General features: G+C 41.8%; 24 protein-coding genes. 9 read left to right on the forward strand and 15 right to left on the reverse strand.

From position 1 onward, the window contains the following. The first annotated feature begins 18 nt into the window (after window positions 1–18). Entirely contained in the window at window positions 19–300 is a 282-nt protein-coding gene (locus NG55_RS15045) for a hypothetical protein (RefSeq protein WP_065343702.1), read from the forward strand. A gap of 54 nt (window positions 301–354) precedes the next feature. On the opposite strand, the gene NG55_RS15050 is transcribed toward NG55_RS15045, so the two are convergent. The 4 genes from NG55_RS15050 to NG55_RS15065 all read right to left on the reverse strand — a co-directional run bounded on the left by NG55_RS15050 (window position 355) and on the right by NG55_RS15065 (window position 4,304). Then, window positions 355–2,070 (reverse strand): cation:proton antiporter, encoded by a 1,716-nt coding sequence (locus tag NG55_RS15050; RefSeq protein WP_016542439.1) that lies wholly within the window; start codon window positions 2,068–2,070, stop codon window positions 355–357. Between the two features lie 206 nt (window positions 2,071–2,276). Further along, window positions 2,277–2,432, reverse strand: coding sequence for a 50S ribosomal protein L33 (gene rpmG, locus NG55_RS15055; protein WP_003654787.1), 156 nt, complete (start codon window positions 2,430–2,432; stop codon window positions 2,277–2,279). A gap of 12 nt (window positions 2,433–2,444) precedes the next feature. Next, the gene (gene rpmB / locus NG55_RS15060; protein ID WP_004649871.1) at window positions 2,445–2,681 is read right to left on the reverse strand and encodes a 50S ribosomal protein L28; all 237 of its coding nucleotides are present in this window, start codon (window positions 2,679–2,681) and stop codon (window positions 2,445–2,447) included. Window positions 2,682–2,849: 168 nt separating this feature from the next. Continuing rightward, window positions 2,850–4,304 carry a coniferyl aldehyde dehydrogenase gene (locus tag NG55_RS15065; RefSeq protein WP_016542441.1) on the reverse strand — a complete coding sequence of 485 codons (1,455 nt, stop codon included), beginning with the start codon at window positions 4,302–4,304 and terminating at the stop codon, window positions 2,850–2,852. A gap of 121 nt (window positions 4,305–4,425) precedes the next feature. Between NG55_RS15065 and NG55_RS15070 the strand changes: the two genes are divergently transcribed. The 5 genes from NG55_RS15070 (at window position 4,426) to NG55_RS15090 (ending at window position 8,102) form a co-directional block, all read left to right on the forward strand. Beyond that, window positions 4,426–5,124, forward strand: a complete 699-nt coding sequence (locus NG55_RS15070) for a TetR/AcrR family transcriptional regulator (protein WP_004655980.1) — start codon at window positions 4,426–4,428, stop codon at window positions 5,122–5,124. 88 nt (window positions 5,125–5,212) lie between these two features. Then, complete coding sequence (purU, locus tag NG55_RS15075; RefSeq protein WP_016542442.1) at window positions 5,213–6,076, forward strand: formyltetrahydrofolate deformylase; 864 nt, start codon at window positions 5,213–5,215, stop codon at window positions 6,074–6,076. A gap of 207 nt (window positions 6,077–6,283) precedes the next feature. Then, window positions 6,284–7,033 carry an energy transducer TonB family protein gene (locus NG55_RS15080; RefSeq protein WP_016542443.1) on the forward strand — a complete coding sequence of 250 codons (750 nt, stop codon included), beginning with the start codon at window positions 6,284–6,286 and terminating at the stop codon, window positions 7,031–7,033. A 42-nt stretch (window positions 7,034–7,075) separates the two neighbouring features. Next, complete coding sequence (locus NG55_RS15085; protein ID WP_016542444.1) at window positions 7,076–7,696, forward strand: MotA/TolQ/ExbB proton channel family protein; 621 nt, start codon at window positions 7,076–7,078, stop codon at window positions 7,694–7,696. Window position 7,697: 1 nt separating this feature from the next. Beyond that, window positions 7,698–8,102 (forward strand): ExbD/TolR family protein, encoded by a 405-nt coding sequence (locus NG55_RS15090; RefSeq protein WP_016542445.1) that lies wholly within the window; start codon window positions 7,698–7,700, stop codon window positions 8,100–8,102. Window positions 8,103–8,155: 53 nt separating this feature from the next. Here NG55_RS15090 and msrA read toward each other — a convergent pair whose 3' ends face one another. The 5 genes from msrA to thyA all read right to left on the reverse strand — a co-directional run bounded on the left by msrA (window position 8,156) and on the right by thyA (window position 11,832). After that, window positions 8,156–8,680, reverse strand: coding sequence for a peptide-methionine (S)-S-oxide reductase MsrA (gene msrA, locus NG55_RS15095; protein WP_016542446.1), 525 nt, complete (start codon window positions 8,678–8,680; stop codon window positions 8,156–8,158). 107 nt (window positions 8,681–8,787) lie between these two features. Beyond that, on the reverse strand, window positions 8,788–9,264 hold the full coding sequence (locus NG55_RS15100; protein ID WP_016542447.1) for an META domain-containing protein: 477 nt from the start codon (window positions 9,262–9,264) through the stop codon (window positions 8,788–8,790). 125 nt (window positions 9,265–9,389) lie between these two features. Beyond that, a complete protein-coding gene (locus tag NG55_RS15105; RefSeq protein WP_016542448.1) occupies window positions 9,390–10,445 on the reverse strand; it encodes an Lnb N-terminal periplasmic domain-containing protein in 1,056 nt (351 codons plus the stop codon). Between the two features lie 18 nt (window positions 10,446–10,463). After that, window positions 10,464–10,973: a dihydrofolate reductase gene (locus NG55_RS15110; protein ID WP_065343703.1), complete on the reverse strand. Its 510-nt coding sequence runs from the start codon at window positions 10,971–10,973 to the stop codon at window positions 10,464–10,466. Window positions 10,974–10,989: 16 nt separating this feature from the next. After that, window positions 10,990–11,832, reverse strand: coding sequence for a thymidylate synthase (thyA, locus tag NG55_RS15115; RefSeq protein ID WP_016542450.1), 843 nt, complete (start codon window positions 11,830–11,832; stop codon window positions 10,990–10,992). Between the two features lie 159 nt (window positions 11,833–11,991). On the opposite strand from thyA, the gene NG55_RS15120 reads away from it, so the two are divergent. After that, window positions 11,992–12,816, forward strand: a complete 825-nt coding sequence (locus tag NG55_RS15120; RefSeq protein WP_016542451.1) for a YwqG family protein — start codon at window positions 11,992–11,994, stop codon at window positions 12,814–12,816. Window positions 12,817–12,864: 48 nt separating this feature from the next. On the opposite strand, the gene NG55_RS15125 is transcribed toward NG55_RS15120, so the two are convergent. The 3 genes from NG55_RS15125 to NG55_RS15135 form a co-directional block, all read right to left on the reverse strand. Further along, window positions 12,865–13,440 (reverse strand): xanthine phosphoribosyltransferase, encoded by a 576-nt coding sequence (locus tag NG55_RS15125; RefSeq protein WP_005239835.1) that lies wholly within the window; start codon window positions 13,438–13,440, stop codon window positions 12,865–12,867. Between the two features lie 88 nt (window positions 13,441–13,528). Further along, complete coding sequence (locus tag NG55_RS15130; protein ID WP_016542452.1) at window positions 13,529–14,233, reverse strand: DUF3108 domain-containing protein; 705 nt, start codon at window positions 14,231–14,233, stop codon at window positions 13,529–13,531. A 194-nt stretch (window positions 14,234–14,427) separates the two neighbouring features. After that, the gene (locus NG55_RS15135) at window positions 14,428–15,108 is read right to left on the reverse strand and encodes a hypothetical protein (protein WP_016542453.1); all 681 of its coding nucleotides are present in this window, start codon (window positions 15,106–15,108) and stop codon (window positions 14,428–14,430) included. Between the two features lie 243 nt (window positions 15,109–15,351). Here NG55_RS15135 and NG55_RS15140 point away from each other — a divergent pair, with 243 nt between their 5' ends. Continuing rightward, window positions 15,352–16,239, forward strand: coding sequence for an energy transducer TonB (locus NG55_RS15140; RefSeq protein WP_065343704.1), 888 nt, complete (start codon window positions 15,352–15,354; stop codon window positions 16,237–16,239). A gap of 287 nt (window positions 16,240–16,526) precedes the next feature. After that, complete coding sequence (locus NG55_RS15145) at window positions 16,527–18,677, forward strand: TonB-dependent siderophore receptor (protein ID WP_065343705.1); 2,151 nt, start codon at window positions 16,527–16,529, stop codon at window positions 18,675–18,677. 71 nt (window positions 18,678–18,748) lie between these two features. Here the strand turns inward: NG55_RS15145 and NG55_RS15150 are convergent, their stop codons facing one another. From NG55_RS15150 to NG55_RS15160, 3 genes are all read right to left on the reverse strand, one after another. Then, entirely contained in the window at window positions 18,749–19,048 is a 300-nt protein-coding gene (locus tag NG55_RS15150) for an antibiotic biosynthesis monooxygenase family protein (RefSeq protein ID WP_065343706.1), read from the reverse strand. A gap of 11 nt (window positions 19,049–19,059) precedes the next feature. Continuing rightward, window positions 19,060–19,545, reverse strand: coding sequence for an rRNA maturation RNase YbeY (ybeY, locus tag NG55_RS15155; protein WP_065343707.1), 486 nt, complete (start codon window positions 19,543–19,545; stop codon window positions 19,060–19,062). Window positions 19,546–19,613: 68 nt separating this feature from the next. Further along, complete coding sequence (locus NG55_RS15160) at window positions 19,614–20,690, reverse strand: PhoH family protein (protein ID WP_004655946.1); 1,077 nt, start codon at window positions 20,688–20,690, stop codon at window positions 19,614–19,616. Window positions 20,691–20,692 lie beyond the last annotated feature (2 nt).

The following is a 20,692-nucleotide window of genomic DNA, read 5'->3' on the forward strand; positions in this document are numbered from 1 at the left end:
GAAGCATGGAGAAAATTTATGTCAATGCAACAGTTAAAAGAATTATTTGGTAATCAAGAAGCCGTTCTTGAATTGGTTCAACTCGAAGGTGGTGAGCTGGCTTTGCGCAATGCGGGTTCTGAAGAACATGAACCTTTGGTCAAGATTCAGTTTAGTGACGAAGTAAAAGCAATTCTGGGTGATCAGACTCCAACAGTTGCACAGCACATGATTCAAGCGGCTTTGTTTGGTCTGTTAGAAAAACAGATGAATCAGTGGCAAGCAGAAGTGGTAGATGAACAGCCAACACATTTGAGCTGATCTCAAAAACAAAAAAGCGTACTTCAAGTACGCTTTTTTGTGCTTTCAAACCAGTTAATGGGCTTCAGACTGATGCGCCAATTCGATTTGACTGAGGATATGATGACTCATATTTTTGGCCATTTCTTCTTTGGCGTAGAACACTTCACCAATATTTTCTTCACGAATCACCACTGCTTCTTCTTTACTTTCTGCACAGATCAAGACCTGAATTTCAGGATTAAGCTGTTTGGAAATATCGACAATACGGTGAATGTCTAGAATATCCATTGGTGAAATCACCAGTAAACGGGCATGTTGAATATGGGCTTGAATTAACACATTCGGTTCAGTCGCTTCACCGCTGACGGCTGCAATGCCTTGTTCACGTAGTTTTTCTACGATTTCACGATTTTCTTCAGCAATCACCACTTTAATATTTTGTTGCATCAGATTTTCACTGATACGACGACCAACGCCACCATAACCGATAATCACCACCTGATCACGCAGGTAAGCTTGATCAACCTCATCTGGCAACATGGCCAATGGGTCACCACTACGTTCTAACATACGGGCCAAATGCGAGCGCTCACGAATCCAGCGTTGTACCGGCTCAATCGCAGAGAACACAAATGAGTTGAGGGTAATCGAAAACAATGCACCGGCAAGAATCAGGTTTTGTGCATCAGGCGTCAATAAACCTAACGATAAGCCGAGTGTTGCCAAGATAAAGGAAAACTCACCGATTTGCGCCAAACTGGCACCGACGGTTAAGGCCGTGTTGATTGGATAACGGAAGAATAGGACCAAAGCCATTGCAGCAAGTGTTTTGCCGACCATGATGATGGCAACCACGGCTAAAATACGTAATGGTTCTTCAACCAAAATGCTCGGGTCAAACAGCATGCCGACCGAAACAAAGAATAGAATCGAGAAGATTTCACGTAAGGGGAGGGTTTCTTCTTCGGCACGATGACTAAAGTCAGACTCTTTGACCACCATCCCTGCGAAGAATGCACCAAGTGCCATTGATACCCCAAACACGGCATAAGAACCGTAGGCAATTGAAACTGCGGCGGCAACAACGGTAAGGGTGAACAGTTCACGCGACCCTAAACGTGCCACGAACTGCATGATCATTGGTACTAAGCGTTTACCAATAATCAGCATAAAGGCGATAAAACCAGTGACTTTGAGCAGGGTAATGCCAATGGTGATCCAGATGCTTTGTGAGGTATCTGTCCCTGGTAATGCTTGACCACCGAGCAACACGGCTGTTGCAGGTAGCAGTACCAAGGCCAAGACCATGACCAGATCTTCAACCAAAAGCCAGCCAACGGCAATTTTTCCGTTAACGGAATCAAGTAAGCCGCGATCACCCAATGCTTTCAGGAGCACCACGGTACTGGCACAAGATAAGCTTAAACCAAAAATCAGTGCTGCACCGAAGCTCCACCCCCAAAACATGGAAACGGCGATGCCGAGTAAAGTCGCGACCGCAATTTGCAAAATTGCACCAGGAAGGGCGATACGGCGTACTTGCAGTAAATCTTTAAGCGAAAAATGCATCCCCACGCCAAACATGAGGAACATCACCCCGAGTTCGGCTAACTGATTGGCCAGTTGGATATCGCCGACCACACCAGGCGTATTTGGACTAATAATAATGCCGGCAACGAGATAGCCAATTAAAGGAGGTAAGCGTAAACGAGCTGCGATATAGCCAAAAATAAGGGCCATACCAAAACCAACAGCAAGTAATATAATTAAATCAACATCATGTGGCATTTGAGTTCCTTAATCGTTGCGGTTAAGGTAGAAATAAATGAGCATAAAGCATGCCAAGAAAACAACAAATAAAGTGTAACAACTAAAATCGAATTTGTTGATGACAATTTTTTTATTTATCAAAAAAAATCATGTAAATTGTAGTTTCTATTTTTTAGGCAAAAAAAACGACTTCAAATGAAGCCGTTTTTCTTAAAGAACTAAAATTATTTAATTTTAGCTTCTTTGAAAATTACGTGTTGACGGATTTTTGGATCAAATTTTTTGATTTCCATTTTTTCCGGCATAGTACGTTTGTTCTTAGTAGTGGTATAGAAATAACCAGTACCAGCTGTAGAAACGAGGCGAATCTTATCACGCATTGTTCAGACTCCTTAGATCTTTTGACCTTGAGCACGGAGATCAGCAACAACTTTCTCGATACCCAATTTATCAATAATACGCATACCTTTAGTGGTTAGACGAAGACGTACAAAACGCTTTTCGCTTTCTAACCAAAAACGGTGGTGGTGCAGGTTCGGCTCGAACCGGCGTTTGGTTTTGTTGTTTGCGTGCGATACGTTGTTACCAACGATAGGACGCTTGCCGGTAACTTGGCAAACCTTAGACATGGTGAACTCCATTGCTAGTTTATACAGCACAATTTCGTGCAACTAGCCATTCAAGTAAACGGATGAAATCATTCAAGGGGCGTTTTATACCAAAAATACGATTAAAAGACAAGCGAATTTGGTAAAAACAAGACATGAACTGGTGTGATAGCTCATGCCTTAACCAGCTTAACGAAATAGTGTTTTCAAAAGCAGTTTATGCGTGGCTTTATTATACGGCGGAAGGATGAATTTTAAACTGTAAAGTTTAGGGCTGACAGGATTCGACATCATTGAGCGTTCATGTGAGAAGCTAAAGAAACCTTCTTTACCGTGATATTTGCCCATACCTGATGCGCCAATACCACCAAATGGCAGGTCATCCTGTGCCACATGAGTCAGCGTCTGGTTGATCCCGAAGTGCCCTGAGTGAGTGCGGCTAGCCACATAATCCGCACGTGCACTATCAATGTCGAAGTAATAGAACGCTAAGGGGCGAGGGCGACTATTAATGAATTGCAATGCATCTTCGATATGTTCATATTCTAAAATAGGCAGAATCGGACCGAAGATTTCATTCCGCATAATCTCCATCTCCGTGGTCACACCTGTTAATAAGGTTGGTGCAATCTTACGAACTTCTGTTAAAGACTCATTTTTGGCATTTAGTTCAACAATTGTCGCACCTTGATCGCGAGCATCTTCCAAATAGCCTTGCAGGCGGTTGTACTGTTTGTCATTCACAATTGAAGTGTAGTCTTTATTGTCACGCAAAGTCGGATACATGGTGGTTACAAAGTCATTATAGTGCTTGGTGAACTCTGCTGTTTTGCCTTTAGGCAAGAACATATAGTCAGGTGCAACACAAGTCTGACCTGCATTCCAGAGTTTACCCACGGCAATACGCTGCGCCACATCACGGATGTTCATGGCTGAATGAACCAGTGCAGGCGATTTTCCGCCAAGCTCTAAAATCACAGGGACAAGATTCTCTGCTGCAGCAGCCATCACGGTTTTACCCACTGAGGTTGAACCTGTGAAAATCATCTTATCGAATGCCAGATGACTGAATGCATCTGAAATAACACCACCGCCGTTTACAACAGCGACCAATTCTTGAGGGAAGGCTTCAGCCAATGCATTTTCAAGCACATAACCAAAGTTTGACGATGCGCTTGAGATTTTGATCATAGCGTGGTTACCCGCTGCCAAGGCACAGATCAGTGGGCCAACAGAAAGTAATAAAGGATAGTTCCACGGTGCAATCACCCCAATAACACCGAGTGGCTGATATTCTACCCACCCTTTGGCTGGTTGGTGTAACATGCTGATATGGCGTTTAGATGGTTTCATCCATTCAGTTAGGTTCTTGCTATAGTATTTAATATGCTCTAGACAAGTCAGAACTTCGCCAATTTTGGTTTCCATTACGGCACGATTGCCGTAGTCTTGACTAATTGCGTTAGCAAATTGATCTTGATATTTTACCAAGATACTTTTAAGACGGGCTAAGCGTTCAATACGTTCTTTGGCGCTTGGAACAGGATGACGTTGGTAAGCTGCTTTTTGCTGTTCAAGCAAATCATGCAGCCGTTTTACATCAACATGAGGTGTCATAGCGGTTGTTTTTGTTTGACTGTTCATAGGAGTAGACCAAAAGAAAGCTTATTATTTTTTAATTTTTAGAGTAAATACTCTAAAGTGTCAAGTCGCTTTATAGGTTTGTTTTATAACCTATTGATAATGTTATAGATGGTTAAACTCAATGTCGCACGCTAAACCGAACAAAACAAAAGATAGAATTTTGCAAATCAGTTTGCAGTTGTTTAATGAGCGTGGAGAGCGTTCGGTCACCACCAATCACATTGCGGCTGAGTTGGGGATTAGCCCTGGCAATCTGTATTATCACTTCCGTAATAAGCAGGAAATTATTAAGGAGCTGGCACAACAGTATCAGGCAGAAACCCTGGAAATGTTGGCCTTGCCGACGGATCGCCCATTGAATGCCAACGATAAAATCAGTTATTTCCAAGTGCTGAGTAATCAGTTGTGGGCTTATCGTTTTATTCACCGCGATGTCTATCATCTGGTTGAAAATAATGAAGACTTCCGCAAAATCTATCCACGTTTTGCAGGGCAGGTGATGCAGCAAGGGCAAAAAATTTATCGTGCCTTTGTGGATGCTGGTCTGATGAAGATGACGGATTCAGAAATTGAAGCTTTGATCATTAACTTGTGGATTGTGCTGACTAACTGGACCAACTTTTTATATATGTCGGGGCATATTAGCGATAATAACCGCCTTGAAGAAAAGTGGGTTTGGCAGGCCTTACGCCAAATGGTGTTCTTGGAAGGCCCGTATTTAATGGGTGAAAGTCGTCAAACTTATGAGCAATTACTGAAATCACTAGGGCCATCAGATTTATTTGCCAGCTTATCCAATCTTAAAAATGATGATGAATAGATCGTCAGCAGCTATTTAGTCAATAGCAAAAAAGGGTTAGAATGCTCGGCTTGATTTTAATTTGATTCGAATAAGTGATATTAACCAAATGAACACGACTACAGCCCACACAGCACGATTACTGATTACTTGTGAAGACAAGCCGGGGATTGTGCAAGCCGTATCGAGCTTTTTGTATCATCAGGGAGCAAACATTACCGCACTTGATCAGTACGCAACAGAAGCTCAAGGCGGGCGTTATTTCATGCGTGTTGAGTTTGAGCTTGATCATTTGCAATCGCGTAAAGAAGCATTGATGCAGACTTTTGCTGCCAATGTTGCAGAACGCTACAACATGCAATGGAAATTGAATTTCGTCGGTGAATTGAAAAAAGTCGGTATTCTGGTTTCTAAAGTTGATCATGCATTATTAGAGCTGTTATGGCGTCATGCGCGTGGTTCATTACCATGTGAAATTACCCAAGTCATTTCTAACCATCCAGATTTACGTGAATCGGTTGAAAACTTTGGTATCCCATTCCATGTGGTGCCTGTGAATAAAGACAATAAAGTCGAAGCTTATGCGCAGATTAATGAGATGATGCAGGGCAATGACTTGTTAATCTTGGCACGTTATATGCAAATTCTCAGTGAAGACTTTGTTGCTCAGTGGGAAATGAAAATCATCAATATTCACCACTCATTCTTACCTGCTTTCGTTGGTGCGAACCCATACAAGCAAGCTTATGAGAAAGGGGTGAAGTTGATTGGGGCGACTGCACATTATGTGACGGCTGATCTGGATCAAGGTCCAATTATCGAGCAAGATGTTGAGCGTGTTAGCCACGATTATAACGTTGAGCAATTGCGTGAGTTGGGTGAAGATGTTGAACGTAATGTCTTGGCGCGTGCCGTCAAATGGCACTTGGAAGATCGTATCATTGTGGATGGCAACAAGACCGTAGTTTTCTAATCAATTGCCATGTAACAGTATGTAAAGAGAACATGCCGCAAGGCATGTTTTTTTATGTCTATTTTTCAATGGCTAGCAAATATACAAGAAAAAACAGTTGCAAATGAAAACACTTCTCATTTATTATTACGGCACTTTCATTGTTCTATCCGATGAGTGAAATCGTTTTTTTGAAAGCGTCACCATCTATTAGGTACTTAGATTCTTATGAGTCAATCTCCTGCTACATTCAACACGCCACACCCGATGAAAAAGAAAATCATCGCTGCCTTAGTTGCAGTTGTGATTGGACATGTAGGAGTTCTGTGGGCGGTGAGCCACATGAAAACGATTGAGTTAAGACCAATCGAGAAAGAACCGCTTAAGGTGAAGTTCGTTAAAATTAAAGAACCGCCAAAACCTGAACCACCAAAACCGAAAGAAAAGCCAAAACCTGAACCTAAAAAAGAAGTGAAGGAAGTGAAGGTTGTTGAAAAACCTTTACCGCCACCGAAGAAGATTGAAAAGGTTCAACAGGTCAAAGAGGCGCCAAAACCTGTACTTCAAAAAACTGAACAAAAGATTGAGCCAAAGGTGGAAACCAAGGTTGTGACCACTGTGACTGAAAAAGTGGTTGAAAAACCACAACCAGTTCAGGAAGTTGTGAAACCTCAACCTGCTGCAGATCCAACACCAAAACGTGTATCGATTGGTGGTTCAGGCGTACAGTGGAGTCGTTCACCAAAATTATCTGTCACAGCCAAAGATCTGGATAACCAAACACGTTCAGTGATGGTCCTGATTGAGGCGGATGAAAAAGGTAAAATTACCAATGCACGTATTACACGTAGCAGTGGTGTCCCGAATTTAGATGAAAAAGTTTTACGTGCTGTCAGAAGTGCGAAATTTAAACCGTATATGGAAAATGGTGTTGCTTACCCGATTCGAGCAGAGCAACCGTTTGATCTTAGTCCTTAATAAATTTGAGTCCTTGCGACAGATTAAATCAGGAGTTCGTATATGAACTTTTCAGTTTATTGGCAACATGCAGATGCAGTAAGTAAAACACTGTATTTCATCCTTTTAGCAATGTCGATTGCGACGTGGACTATTTTCATTCTGCGCATTTTAGGAACACGCCAATTAAAACAACAGGCTTATAAGCAACTGGTACAAGCTTTGGCTTCGCTCAAAGCGAAGTTACAGCCTTTGTCATTTGAACAACGTAAAGCTGTGGCTGAACAAGCATTGCTTCGCCAAATCTCTGCAGAGAAATCTCAAGCAGAAAAAGGCGTATCAGTTCTTGGAACCATCGCTTCACTTGCGCCGTTCGTGGGCTTATTTGGTACGGTATGGGGTATTTTCCATGCCTTGGTTGCGGTAGGTAAGAGTGGTCAAGCTGGCTTAGCTCAGGTTGCCACACCAGTAGGTGAAGCCTTGATTATGACTGGTCTGGGTCTTGCAGTTGCGATTCCTGCGGTGATGGCCTACAACATCTGTGTACGCTTTAACCGTGGCTTGGCGCATGATTTACAAGATCAAGCACATAGCTTGTTAATCGATACCATGTTGCAGCAAGAAACAACGGTAAAGACTGAAACTAAAACCACACAACAAAGTTTAGTTGGAGGTCAAGCTTAAGATGGGCTTTCAATTGGGTGAAGACCACGACAGTGGCATGAATGAGATGAACCTCATTCCTCTGATCGACATTATGTTGGTATTGATGATTATCTTTTTAGTCACAGCAACGGTTGCTAACCCATCAATTCCACTAAGTTTACCAAAGACCACTGCTGAAATTGTCGATCCACCACCAAAAGCCATTACCATTAGTATTAATGATAAAGGTGAGGTGGCTTGGGATGCGCAGATCATTAGCTTAGACGAGCTAGAGAAACGTTTCCAAGAAGCGGGTCAAGCAGAGACAAAACCGACTGTGCAGTTACGTGCAGATAAAGAATCAAAATATGATACGGTTGCACAAGTCATGTCTCGTGCCAGTGAAGCAGGTTTAAGTGATATTGCGTTCGTCAGTGAAAACTAAGACAACACGTGATATCAATAAAAAAGCAACTCAATGAGTTGCTTTTTTTGTGCTTAGGCATCTTTGAGTAGATCAAGATACTTGGCGCGTAATTTGGATAGCTTAGGCGGAATGCTAAAGTTACAGTAACCTTGTGATGGATTACGTGCAAAGAAGTTCTGATGATACTCTTCCGCAGGGTAGAACGTCGGTACTGGGCTGAGCTCAGTGACGATATTCAGTCCTTCATCTTCTAGACCGTGAATGACCTGTTCAGCCTGCTGTTTTTGCTCTTCGTTGAAGTAATACACCACCGAGCGATATTGTGTGCCGATATCATTGCCTTGACGATTGAGTGTCGTTGGATCATGTGTGGTAAAAAACACATTTAACAATTGCGTATAGCTGATCTGCTGCTCATCAAAATCAATCAGAACGACTTCAGCATGTTGAGTCGTGCCTTGGCAGACCTGTTCATAAGTCGGGTTTTGACTAATGCCACCTGCATAACCACTCACCACTTTCTCTACACCTTTGAGTTGTAGAAACACGGCTTCGACACACCAAAAACATCCACCACCAAATAGTGCTTGTTGCATAAGACTCCCCAATTTTTAATTTTAAGAATGTTACTAAAGTAAACGAAGTGCTCAAAAAGTAAAAGCCCGTGTTCGCAACGAGCTTTTACTTTTTTGTGATCTGTAAATTACGGAAGCGGCTGAATTACGGTAACGAAGCTGACCAGTACTTTGCCGGATGCATCCATGAATTTAAGCTCATGGCCTTTGAGTTCATAGTTGGTTGTGCTTGCCAATGCATTGCTATATTGACGTGAGAGCGCACTGTTATCTTGTCCAATACACGCCATCATGGTTGAAGCAATTGGGCCGAGGCGTAAGATAGAACCTTGGCTTTCAAAGCTACCTTGAATTTGGTTACAACCATCTGCACCAAAGAAACGTTTGCCTTTGGCATCAAATTGAATTGCAGGGCGCTTGCTAGAAAGATCATTGCTTTTGACCTCGACACCATTGATATGAGTAGCAATCCAGTTACGGCCATAGAGGTTGATGCTTTCTTTTTGAGACGCATTGGGTGAGGTTTGGAGAGATTCTGTGGTTGAACAACCCGTCATTGCTACGGCGATTGCCAAAGTACATGTTGTTAAAAAAGGTTTTAACATAAAATTTAAGTCCAAATCATTGTGTTTCTATGCTCGGTATTAGAGTAAAACAACATGGAGTGGAGCAGGATATTGCGTATCCTTTTGTAAATGTTCAGGTGTTTTTAATAAAATGAGTGGAAAAATCACTCAGTCTTGGGAAGGCCTGTACGAATGACATCCGAAAAATATTCACTGCTTTGGTTCGGCTGTTGTTCATATTGTTCGGCACGGGGATTGATGTGTGCCAAGCGATACCATTCATTCATGCTGTAATTTTGATTGAGGGCTTTTAGATCGTAGAGATAGTTCGGTAAATAACCTGAGGCCAATAGGCGGTAATCTTTGGGTAAGCGCTGCGGATTAATTGCCTGAACCATATCAAAGACCAGTGTGGTACAGTTACTGGTCAGCGTGTTATACCATTTGGCTTCTGCACGGAGTTCATCTGCTTTATGCAGATATTCAATAAACAGGGCTTTGCGCTCAGTTGCAGGCATTCTGATCGGGAATAAATAGACTTGTTCATGACGAACATTACTGCGCGTATAGATCAGATCCTTTTCATCGGAAGCCACTAGACTGAGTTCGTATTTACGGAAAAAGCCACCAATTGCAGAAAAGTCTTCACCTTTTTCCTTACGGATTTCAATCGAGAACACCAACGGTTTTTGATCAGAAAAATCGAAACTCACTAAGGTGTGGGCAATTTGTGGACCCATCCAGTAGGAGGTAATGACATTGATGCCCGTAATTTTATTCAGATCAATGCTGCGATCTTCCCAATGAATGTCATAACTGCCATCGGCATGCCAGTCAAAATTTCGTACATTATGCAGCTTGACCAGATCCCCATTCTTTTCATAACTCAGTTGTTCTGCAACTTCAGGATTCCAATCCCGATCTTGTCTTGCCTCTAAGGAAAAATACCAGACTAAGGCACACGCAAAGGCGACACAATAAATAATGATATCGGTGCGGCGACTCACTAGATGACCGCTGACATAGACGCCAATTAAGCTGAGTGCGAACAGGCTCCACAGAATAATACTGACTCGGCTAAAGAATGAACCGAGTGGCTGTTGAATCCATAAGGCTAGACAGAGCCAGACACTTGAAAGAACCACGAATAAAGTAAATAGGCTATGTAAAAGCCCGACGCCTAAAGCGATGAAAAACTCTCGTGATCCAATATTATGCATGGCCGATGCAATCCATTTTTATTTTTGATAGGTGGCAAACTCAAAAGCGATACCAGACTTTTCATCAGTATGTTGCTCTGCGTTTACTTTACGAAAATCTTCACTGATTTTTGGATAGTGTGCATCGCCCTGAACATCCAGATCCACATGAGTTAACTCGAGGCGGTCGGCAATAGCCAGTGTCTGAGTAAAGATCTCTCCACCTCCAATAATAAATAAGGCGGCTTTTTCTGAATGTTGCACGTCTGTAAGTGCGGCATTGAGTGCATCTTCGATACTATGCGCGATCTTAACCCCTTCAAATTGCCATTCAGGATCACGAGTAATCACCCAATTGACACGATTCGGCAGGGTGCGTCCCATCGATTCAAGGGTTTTACGTCCCATAATCACCACACCGCCTTGGGTGATGGCTTTAAAGTGTTTTAGGTCAGCCGAGATATGCCACGGTAAAGCATTACCTTTGCCGATACAGTGATTTTTATCCATTGCGACTACGTGGACAACTTCAGTGCCTTGCCATGCCATTTTTATATCTCTCTACTTAAACTGCGACAGGTGCTTTGATTGCTGGGTGTGATTCATACCCAACAATTTCAATATCTTCAAATTTAAAATCGAAAATATCGGTAATTTCAGGATTGAGTTTTAATTGACACAACGCTAGTGGCTCACGACTAAGCTGTAACTGTGCCTGTTCAAAGTGATTGGCATAGAGATGCGTATCGCCACCTGTCCAGACAAAGTCACCGACACCTAAACCACAGACTTGTGCAATCATATGAGTCAGCAGGGCATAGCTGGCAATATTAAACGGGACACCTAAAAATACGTCAGCACTGCGTTGATACAGTTGGCAGGACAGTTTGTTGTCTTGTACGAAAAATTGGAACAGGGTATGGCAAGGTGGTAATGCCACTTTGCCGGCTTCATTTGGGTTCCAGCCTGACACAATCAAACGACGTGAGTTTGGATTGGTCTTGATTTCATTGATCAACCATTTGATCTGATCAAAACCATTTTGCTGATAGCTGCCATCTTCATTTTGGGTTGCGCCAAAGTTACGCCATTGGTGACCATAGACGGGGCCAAGTTCACCTTCTGGACGACCAAAACGTGCTGTTTGTTCTGCGGTAGCCCATTCATCCCAAATGGAAACTTTATTGTCTTTGAGATACTGAACGTTGGTATCGCCTTTGAGGAACCAAAGCAGCTCAATCACAATCGAACGGAAGTGGACTTTCTTGGTGGTGAGCAGTGGAAAGCCTTTGGAAAGATCAAAACGCATCTGATGACCAAATACTGAACGTGTACCTGTGCCTGTGCGGTCACCTTTGTCGCCGCCATTGTCAAGGATATGTTGTAAAAGGTCTAAATATGTACGCATTGTCATTCCTACCGCAGATTTTGCCTGGGCTCATCTTATCAGAAATAATGCTGCAATTGAGCGTCAGTTATTGTCGCAGAAGGATGTTTAACCGCTATCTGAATTTATTTACTTGTTTTATATTACATTCTATAAATAAGTAGAGGGATAACCAACAGAATGAATTTTAAACCAGAAACTTTGCCGAACAGTGTGCAGCCCTACCTAGAAAAAATCTCGGCGACTATTCTGCCAACAGTTACCATGCAACTCACCCCCAGCGATGAATTAACTTTGTGGCAAAGTAAAATTGGGGGACAACCTTACTTACCACTGGATGTGACTTATCCAGTCGATTCGAATGGCAATCCATTGGCTTTGCTAGCACAGTTTAATTTTGCCGAAATCCCCAATTTACCTGACTTTCCTAATCAGGGGATTTTACAGTTCTATATCGCTGCCGATGATTTGTATGGGATGAACTTTGATGACCAACAGCAGCAATCAGGTTTTAAAGTGTTGTACTTTGATCAAGTGCTTGAGGATGCATCACAATTAAAACAGGACTTTTCTGAGGTTCAATTGGGCGAAGATGATTATTTGCCATTTACCGGACAATACTCGATTGAGTTTGCTTTAAGCACTCAGCCGATCAGTTTGGGTGATTTCGCTTTTGCGCCGAAAATTTTAGGGGTTGAAGACCTTTATGATTTTGAAGATCAATTTGACGGTGGTGATTTTGAAGATGATTTTATCGAGCCTTATGATGAATTGGCTTCCGCAAGTGGACATCGTTTAGGTGGCTATCCGTATTTTACCCAAACTGATCCACGTCAATATAATGAAAAAGTTCAAGATTATGTGCTGCTGTTTCAGCTCGATACCGATGATGCGGAAAACGAGATTATGTGGGGTGATTCGGGTGTGGGGAATTTCTTTATTCATCCAGAAGATCTAAAGAAACGAGACTTTTCCAAAGTGCTATACAACTGGGATTGTTGTTAAATAAAAAAGCGGATGAGTTTTCATCCGCTTTTTTCTGAGTGCTGAATCTTATTCAGTGACAAAAGTGACTTTGCCGCCTTCTAAAGATTTAACGCGTGCTAGCGATTCAACGCGGTAGCCTTTTTCCAGCAATACATCGCGGCCTGGCTGGAATGATTTTTCAATCACGATACCGACACCCACCACTTCAGCTTTGGCTTGATGAATCAAATCAATTAAGCCCAGCGCGGCTTGACCATTGGCCAAGAAGTCATCAATCACCAGCGCTTTATCGCTTGAACTAATGTGCTTGTTGGAAATCGCAATGGTACTTTCAGTTTGTTTGGTAAACGAGAACACTTTAGAACGGTAAAGGTCGTCTTTCAGTGTTAATGACTGGTATTTGCGCGCAAAAATAACAGGAACGCCAAGTTCTAAACCTGCCATGATTGCAGGTGCAATACCTGAAGCTTCGATGGTAATAATTTTAGTAATACCTGCATCTTTAAAGCGAGCGGCAAACTCTTTACCAATCAGCTGCATTAACACAGGATCGATTTGGTGGTTTAAGAAAGCATCAACTTTCAAAACCTGATCAGATAGAACGATACCTTCATTTAAGATTTTCTGTTCTAAAGCGTACACGGGAGAATCCTCTAAACGGATGCTTGTTCAAGCAAAGGCATATTTTAAAAAGCATCAAAAAAAATGCAAGCCAAAATTGACCAGATGCTTAGTTTGTTTTACCTGAATAGCCTGTTAAAAGCAGACCATATGATGATTTTCCATCGTTATGCGCCATTTTGACGGGTAAATAGTCAAGTTTTGGTGCTAACCAGAATACGGTATTGCGTTCAGGTTTATCATGCTGCATCACCACTTTAATGGCACTGAATGTTCCATAAGGAGTTTTGACATTTTCAGTGCCTTGTTTCACAAAGCGACGTTCATCCAATGCTTTTGCATCGGCAATCAGATATTTGGTTTTCAATGCATTACTTTTTAAGTCTTCACGAATTTGCAACTCAGCATTGAGTTCATCCAAGGCACCCGCTTGCCATGCAAATGAACGAGCCGTGTCATCTTTTTTGGTGTTCACAACCTTAGTGTTTGGATTGAAGTTAATACTCATTGTGTTGTTGTGAATCAAGATTTTACTGCTACGACTAAATTTCTGTGAATTGATTTTGTTGTCAGCAAAACTAAATTGACTGGTTTCAGATGCAGAAGCAATACCACCTGCTTTGGCACTGAATTGATAGGTCCAGTTATTGCCTTGCTGAGATAGTGTGCGTGTTGCTGAACCGAGGTTTTTATTGTTGTAGCTAAATTGATAACTGGCTTGGAAAGGCGCCATTGCCAAGGCATGACTAGAGATGCTTGCACTGAAAATGGCAGCTGAAGTAAGACCAAGTACGTTCAATAATTTCTTTGTCATAACACTATATCCTTTGAGCAATCCTGAATTGAACTACTCATTTATCATTACGATTTAAAGATATTATGCCTGTAGATTATGAAGAAAAGATCAGGTTTTTTACTAAGCGCTTGTTAATTTTTCGTATAAATCATGAAGATGTGTAGTGCAGTGGCATCTCATCTACAATGATATGCCACCTGAATTGAACTGATTTATGCTTTTTTGTCTTTTTGCTGAATCGGAGTGACTTCAGTATCATTTAAATCGTCTTCGTCAAAGTCATCTTCGTTGGATGGCGATAAAATTGCGGCAAGATTGACATTACCCCAAACAATCAGCTCGGCAGGGCGGACACGTGCGCGATTGACATGGACTTTACTCAAGGTTTCGATAATGCTGGCTTTTTTACCTAACCAACGATTTAAATCCAGATAAAGTAAATCATCTTGGACTTTGACCACTTCAAAATGTTCTAAGATTTTGCCAAGCGGATCTTCTTCACGGAATTTCTGGTAATACCAGATCGCCACATAAAAGCCCCATTTTTGAAAGATATTTTTGAATTTGGCTTCAATCACTTGGGTATTGCTGATTTGTTCAAAAACCATCAGTTGCACATTTTGATTCATTTCCATTTGAATCAACTTTAAATCAACCGATAAGGTGGTATGCAGACCTTTCACATCAAGGGTGGTATATAAGCGTAACCAACCATCATATAGGTCGGCGTGCAAGTCTTGCATGATGCCCACATTTTCGGTGACATAACGTTCCATGGTGGCATTCACAAAGACTTGTGACAGTGAAAATTCTCTTTCTTCTTCGATGAATTCTTCTGCTTTTTGGTAAACTTTACGTAGACGTTTAACAACGGATGAAATTAGCGTTTGCATAAAAGTTGTTCCAGAAAGTGAATTGATAAGTACAGCAATGCCACAATCTTTGTATTCACTAAAAAATAAAAATAAATTTCTGACTTGCAGTGTAGCAAAATTAATTGCTACATTTTCATAAAATGATGGTATGGAAACACTGTAACTATAAGTGGATCACATTTTTGTAAAAATTTGAATATTGGTTGGGTTTTTATACGGTGCTACCGTTGGGGATGGGACATTTTTTGTCGCTTAAATGCCATGTTGAATAAAATAAATTTGCGTTCAGAACTGTCTCCTTATTGGTGGCAAGATCCAATTTTTGTTGGGGCAGTCGCTTTGGCGATGCTGCTTCATGGGGCTGTGCTGGCCATTCAATTTACCATGCCATCACCCTCTGACACCTCGACCAAAGAAATTGCCGTCACTGTTCGTCCAAGTGCAGAAAAAGTGAAAGATGCAGACTTTTTGGCGCAAGCGGATCAAAAAGGTTCTGGTGACTTCCGCGAAGCACACCGTATGTCGAGTGATCTGCCTGCACCGATGCAAGCTGATGCGACCACTGGTGAAAAAGAGTTAGAAAGTCTGGAAAAAATTCAGCAAAAACGGGAATTAAAATTCGAAGAAAAAGTGCTCATGACGGTTTTAAGCTGGCAAAAGCAAGCTGAGCAGAGCGAACGTAAAAAGACGCTGGATGATTTACAAAGTCAGTTTCAAGCCAAAGCTGCCATGGTGGCGAGCTTAGAAGCGCAATATTTACAACGCCAACAGAATTTTAGCCGTAAACAACGGATTAAAACGGTTGATGGGATTCAGGCCAAACAAGACGCATCTGCTGCTTACTTAGATAAATTTCGCCAAAAAGTCGAGTTATACGGGAATCGCTATTATCCCGATCAAGCCAAACAACAACGCTTGGCGGGTGAAGTGCGTTTAATGGTGATTTTGAATGCTGAAGGAGGAATTCGGGCAATCCGCTTAATTGAAAGTTCTGGTCATGCAATCTTGGATGAAGCAGCTAAAGCATCGGTACGCCGTGGTGCACCTTTTGGCGCATTTGATGTCAGTATGAAAAAAGAAATCTCTGAGTTACGTATCATTCGGACTTGGCGTTTTGATCCCATCGATGCCGAATTTGAAGTGCACTAATTAAGGGGCACTTCTTATTGGAAAATAATGATGGATAAACTAAAAAATAAATATTCATAAAAATCATTTGATTACTTTTTAATTGTCTTAAATATTTTTTTAAATCCAATAAAAACAATTAAGTAAATTTATTGCTTGAAACTTGAATTGATAATAAAAACAATTATCATTTGCAATATGTTTTTGGTTAACTCTCCTTTTGAAAACAAATGCATCCTTCTTAAAATTTATCGGGGGAATGAGATGCATGTTTTCAAGACCGCTCCCTTGCAATAAGGATATATTTCATGCATCAACCTCCAACTTTAAATCTGTTTAAAGCCCGCCCTTTGGTCTTGGCGATGGCTGCAATCTTATTACCGACCTTGGCATTTGCAGAAGATGAGGCTAAAGAAAATGCAAAATTGCCAACGATTACAGTAAAAGCAGATGAAGGAGCTCTGGCTACAACGGAAGGAAAGAAAAGCTATACCGCTAAAAGTACCAATACTTCGACTAAACTCAATTTATCGCTTCGAGAAACACCACAATCTGTCAAAGTTCTCACCCGTGAGTATTTGGATGATGCCAATATTACATCGTTTCAGGACATGTTAAATAACGTCACGGGCGTGACGGTGAATCAGTGGGATGAACGTCAATATCCAACAGCGCGTGGTTTTGACGTCGACTATTATCTGTTTGATGGCGTTCCAAGCAATGTGGGGATGGAAGCCAATGACCCTGATTTAACCATGTATGATCGAGTTGAACTGGTGAAAGGTGCAAATGGCTTGATGACAGGTGCTGGGAATCCTGCAATTGCAATTAACATGATTCGAAAACATGCCAACGCGAAAGAGTTGACAGGGAATGTCAGCACTTCTTTGGGCTCATGGAATGCATGGTCAAGTTCAGCAGATATTTCAACGCCATTAAATGCAGATGGCAGTGTCCGTGGTCGTGTCGTGGTGAAGCATGAGGATACGGATTCTTATATGGATCGCTACGAAAAAACCAATAATGTCGTCTATGCGGTTGTGGATGCGGATATTACGGATAAGACGTACCTTTCAGTCGGTGCGGGTTATCAGAATCTGGAGCGAAATGGTGTTCGTTGGGGCGGATTGCCCGCATTTTACACCGATGGTACCCGAACTCATTTCGATCGTTCTAAATCGGTGAGTTCGGATTGGACTTACTGGAATACCGATACCACCACGGCGTTTGCGACATTGAAGCAGAATCTATTTAACGATATCAATTTGAATGTGAACTATGCTTATCGAGAAGTAAAACAAGACACGGCTTTACTCTATTCATGGGGGAAGTTAGATAAAGCAACCAATACACTCGGCTCTTTCATGACTTGGTCTGATGCCACCCAGACCAAAGAAAATAATATTGATACCTATCTCTCAGCACCTTTTATGTTGGGTGGTTTAAAGCAGGAAGTTGTTGCAGGCTTTATGTATAACCAAAGCAAGAAAGATAAATGGTACTCAGGAACGCCTCCAATTGCTTCAGGTGCTGTGCTCGATTTTGATCATCCCAATATTCCATTAATCGGTGCAATTCAGAATAATAACTTGTATCAACCCCCAAATAAGACCACACAAACAGGCGCTTATCTTGCCGGCAAGTTCAGCTTATTAGAGCCATTGAAGTTAATTACAGGGGTACGTTTATCAAACTGGAAGTATGAAAGTGACAATGGTGAAGGTAATCGGGAATTTAATAATGAAGTTACACCCTATGCAGGCTTAGTTTTTGATTTTCTGGATCAATACTCTTGGTATGCCAGTTATACCAGTATCTTTAAGCCAGAAGATAAACGAGATGCAAATCGCCAATATCTTGATCCAAGAGAAGGTAAAAGCTATGAAACTGGCTTAAAAGGTGAGTTTTTAGACGGCAAATTGAATGCGGCTTTGTCGGTATTTAAAACCTTACAGGATAATGTCCCAGAAGAGATTGATGGTGTTTTTGTACCTAATCCCAATGGTAGCTCATCGAATGAAAAAGCCTACCGTAGTGTAGATAGCGTTGAAAGCAAAGGGGTTGAGTTTGAATTAGACGGTGAAATTCGAGACAACTGGAACTTAAGTTTTGGTGTTGCACATTTCAATGCCAAAGATGCAAAAGGGAATGAAGTTCAAACCATGTCTTCAAGAACCAGCGCCAACCTCTTTACCAAATATACCTGGGATCAATGGAGTGTTGGTGGTGGGCTAAACTATAAGAGTAAATTTTATACTGGAGAAGGTAGCCAACGAATTAATCAAGATGCGTATGCTTTAGCAAACTTAATGGTGGGCTATGATATCGACTCAAATATCAAAGCACAGATTAATTTGAATAATGTATTTGATAAAAAATATTATTCAGGCATCGGGAATAACAGTATGGTTTATGGATCACCTCGCAATGTCACTTTGACGCTACGTTATCAGTTCTAAAATTTGATAAATAAAAAAACGGCTGAATGCAGCCGTTTTTTTATTCAACATGTGGATAAGTTCGCGCTTATTCACAAGCCATTTTGACTCGAATAAGCACGTTCAACTGTGCAGATTTCGACACTAAAATCCTGATACCATTTTTCTTTACCCAAACGCTGAGCAACCAGATGTTCTGCATCGCGTTGCCATTGCTTGATATCTTCAAGACTATTCCAGTAAGACAGTGCTATTTCAAAACCATTTTCACTACACGCTTCAAACTTGATGCAGTTAAATTGGCTCAAGGCTTTATGTCTCAGCTCTTGTGCCATTTCTGAGTAAGTTGCATCAAGTTGTTTGATGGTGGCTTTAAAAATAACGATATACATAGGACCTTGGATTAGCTTTCATCGGCTTGGTAAGGATTGGCGATTCCCAATTTTTTTAGAATCGCAATTTCTAAAGCTTCCATTTTTTCGGCTTCAGTTTCACTGGTTTCATGATCGAAACCAAGCAGATGTAGAACGCCATGAACCAGTAAATGGGTGAAATGATCGCTTGGCGTCTTTTGCTGTTCTGCAGCTTCTTGTAAAACCACAGGAATACAAATGACCAAGTCACCTAGAGGTTCTGCATCGAGTAAGCTGAGCATTTCCTCAGGAATATCACTTGGAAAAGACAGCACATTGGTCGGTTTGTCTTTTTCACGGTATTGTAGATTGAGTTCATGGCTTTCAGCTAGATCAACACAGGCAATTCCAATTTCACAATTGACATCAAAACCGACATGACGCAGTGCAGTTTCGATATTTTTTTTGATTTGACCACGTTTGAGTGGTAATTCCGCAGCTTGAAAGTCTTGTTGAAGACTTAAATTGATTTTCAAAGTAGATCCTTAAAATCGTCCCCCTAAGATGCGACTAAAGCATCTTAGAGGGAGTGAGGGGGATTTTTCTAAATGTGTTGCGCATCTGCCGCAGAATCATTTTCTGCGATCAGTGCTTCTTGTTTGGCTTTGCGTTCGGCACGGGCTTCAGCAGACAGGCGTTGCTGTTCACTGTCCCAACCTTCGTAAGCTTCAACAATTTTTTGTACCAATTGATGTCGAACCACATCACGTGAATGGAAACGGGTGATATGAATCTCATGGACATTTTCAAGTACACGTAATGCTTGTGCTAAACCTGATTGTTGTCCACGTGGTAAGTCAACTTGTGTGACGTCACCCGTAATCACGGCACGTGAACCAAAACCTAAACGGGTCAGGAACATCTTCATCTGTTCAGGTGTGGTGTTTTGTGCTTCATCTAAAATGACGAATGAGTGATTCAGGGTACGTCCACGCATGTAGGCCAGCGGAGCGACCTCAATCACTTGGCGTTCAATCAGTTTAGCTACTTTTTCAAAGCCCAGCATTTCATACAGGGCATCGTAAAGTGGGCGTAAGTAGGGATCGATTTTTTGGGTGAGGTCGCCGGGTAAGAAACCGAGCTTTTCACCGGCTTCAACTGCTGGGCGAACCAGCAAGATTCGCTGAATTTCATTACGTTCCAGCATATCAACCGCGGCAGCAACCGCCAGATAGGTTTTACCTGTCCCTGCTGGGCCAATACCGAAGGAAATATCACTTTGTAAAATACGTTGCACATAGCGTTTTTGATTGGCGCCACGTGGGTTAATTCGCCCTTTGCGGGTCTGTAACCAAACACTGTCGAGGCCTGTATGTTCTTGATCTGAATCATCCATCAGTTCACGGTCCGTCTGTGAACCTTGGATCATCAAATGAATCACATCGGCACTAATTTGTGAGGAAATTTCTGATTCTTGATAGAGCCGTTGCAATAGTGCTTCGGCTCTTTCGACCGCTTCTATATCACCATCGAGATAAAAGGCATCGCCACGGTGAGTAATTTTGACATCTAAACGTTGTTCGATTTGTTTTAAATGCCCGTTATACGCACCGAGCATGCTTTTCAAACGTTCCAATTGAATTTCAGGGAACGTTACTGTACGTCGAATCGCTGCAGTCAAGA

The organism is Acinetobacter gyllenbergii, assembly GCF_001682515.1.
Lineage (GTDB): Bacteria > Pseudomonadota > Gammaproteobacteria > Pseudomonadales > Moraxellaceae > Acinetobacter > Acinetobacter gyllenbergii.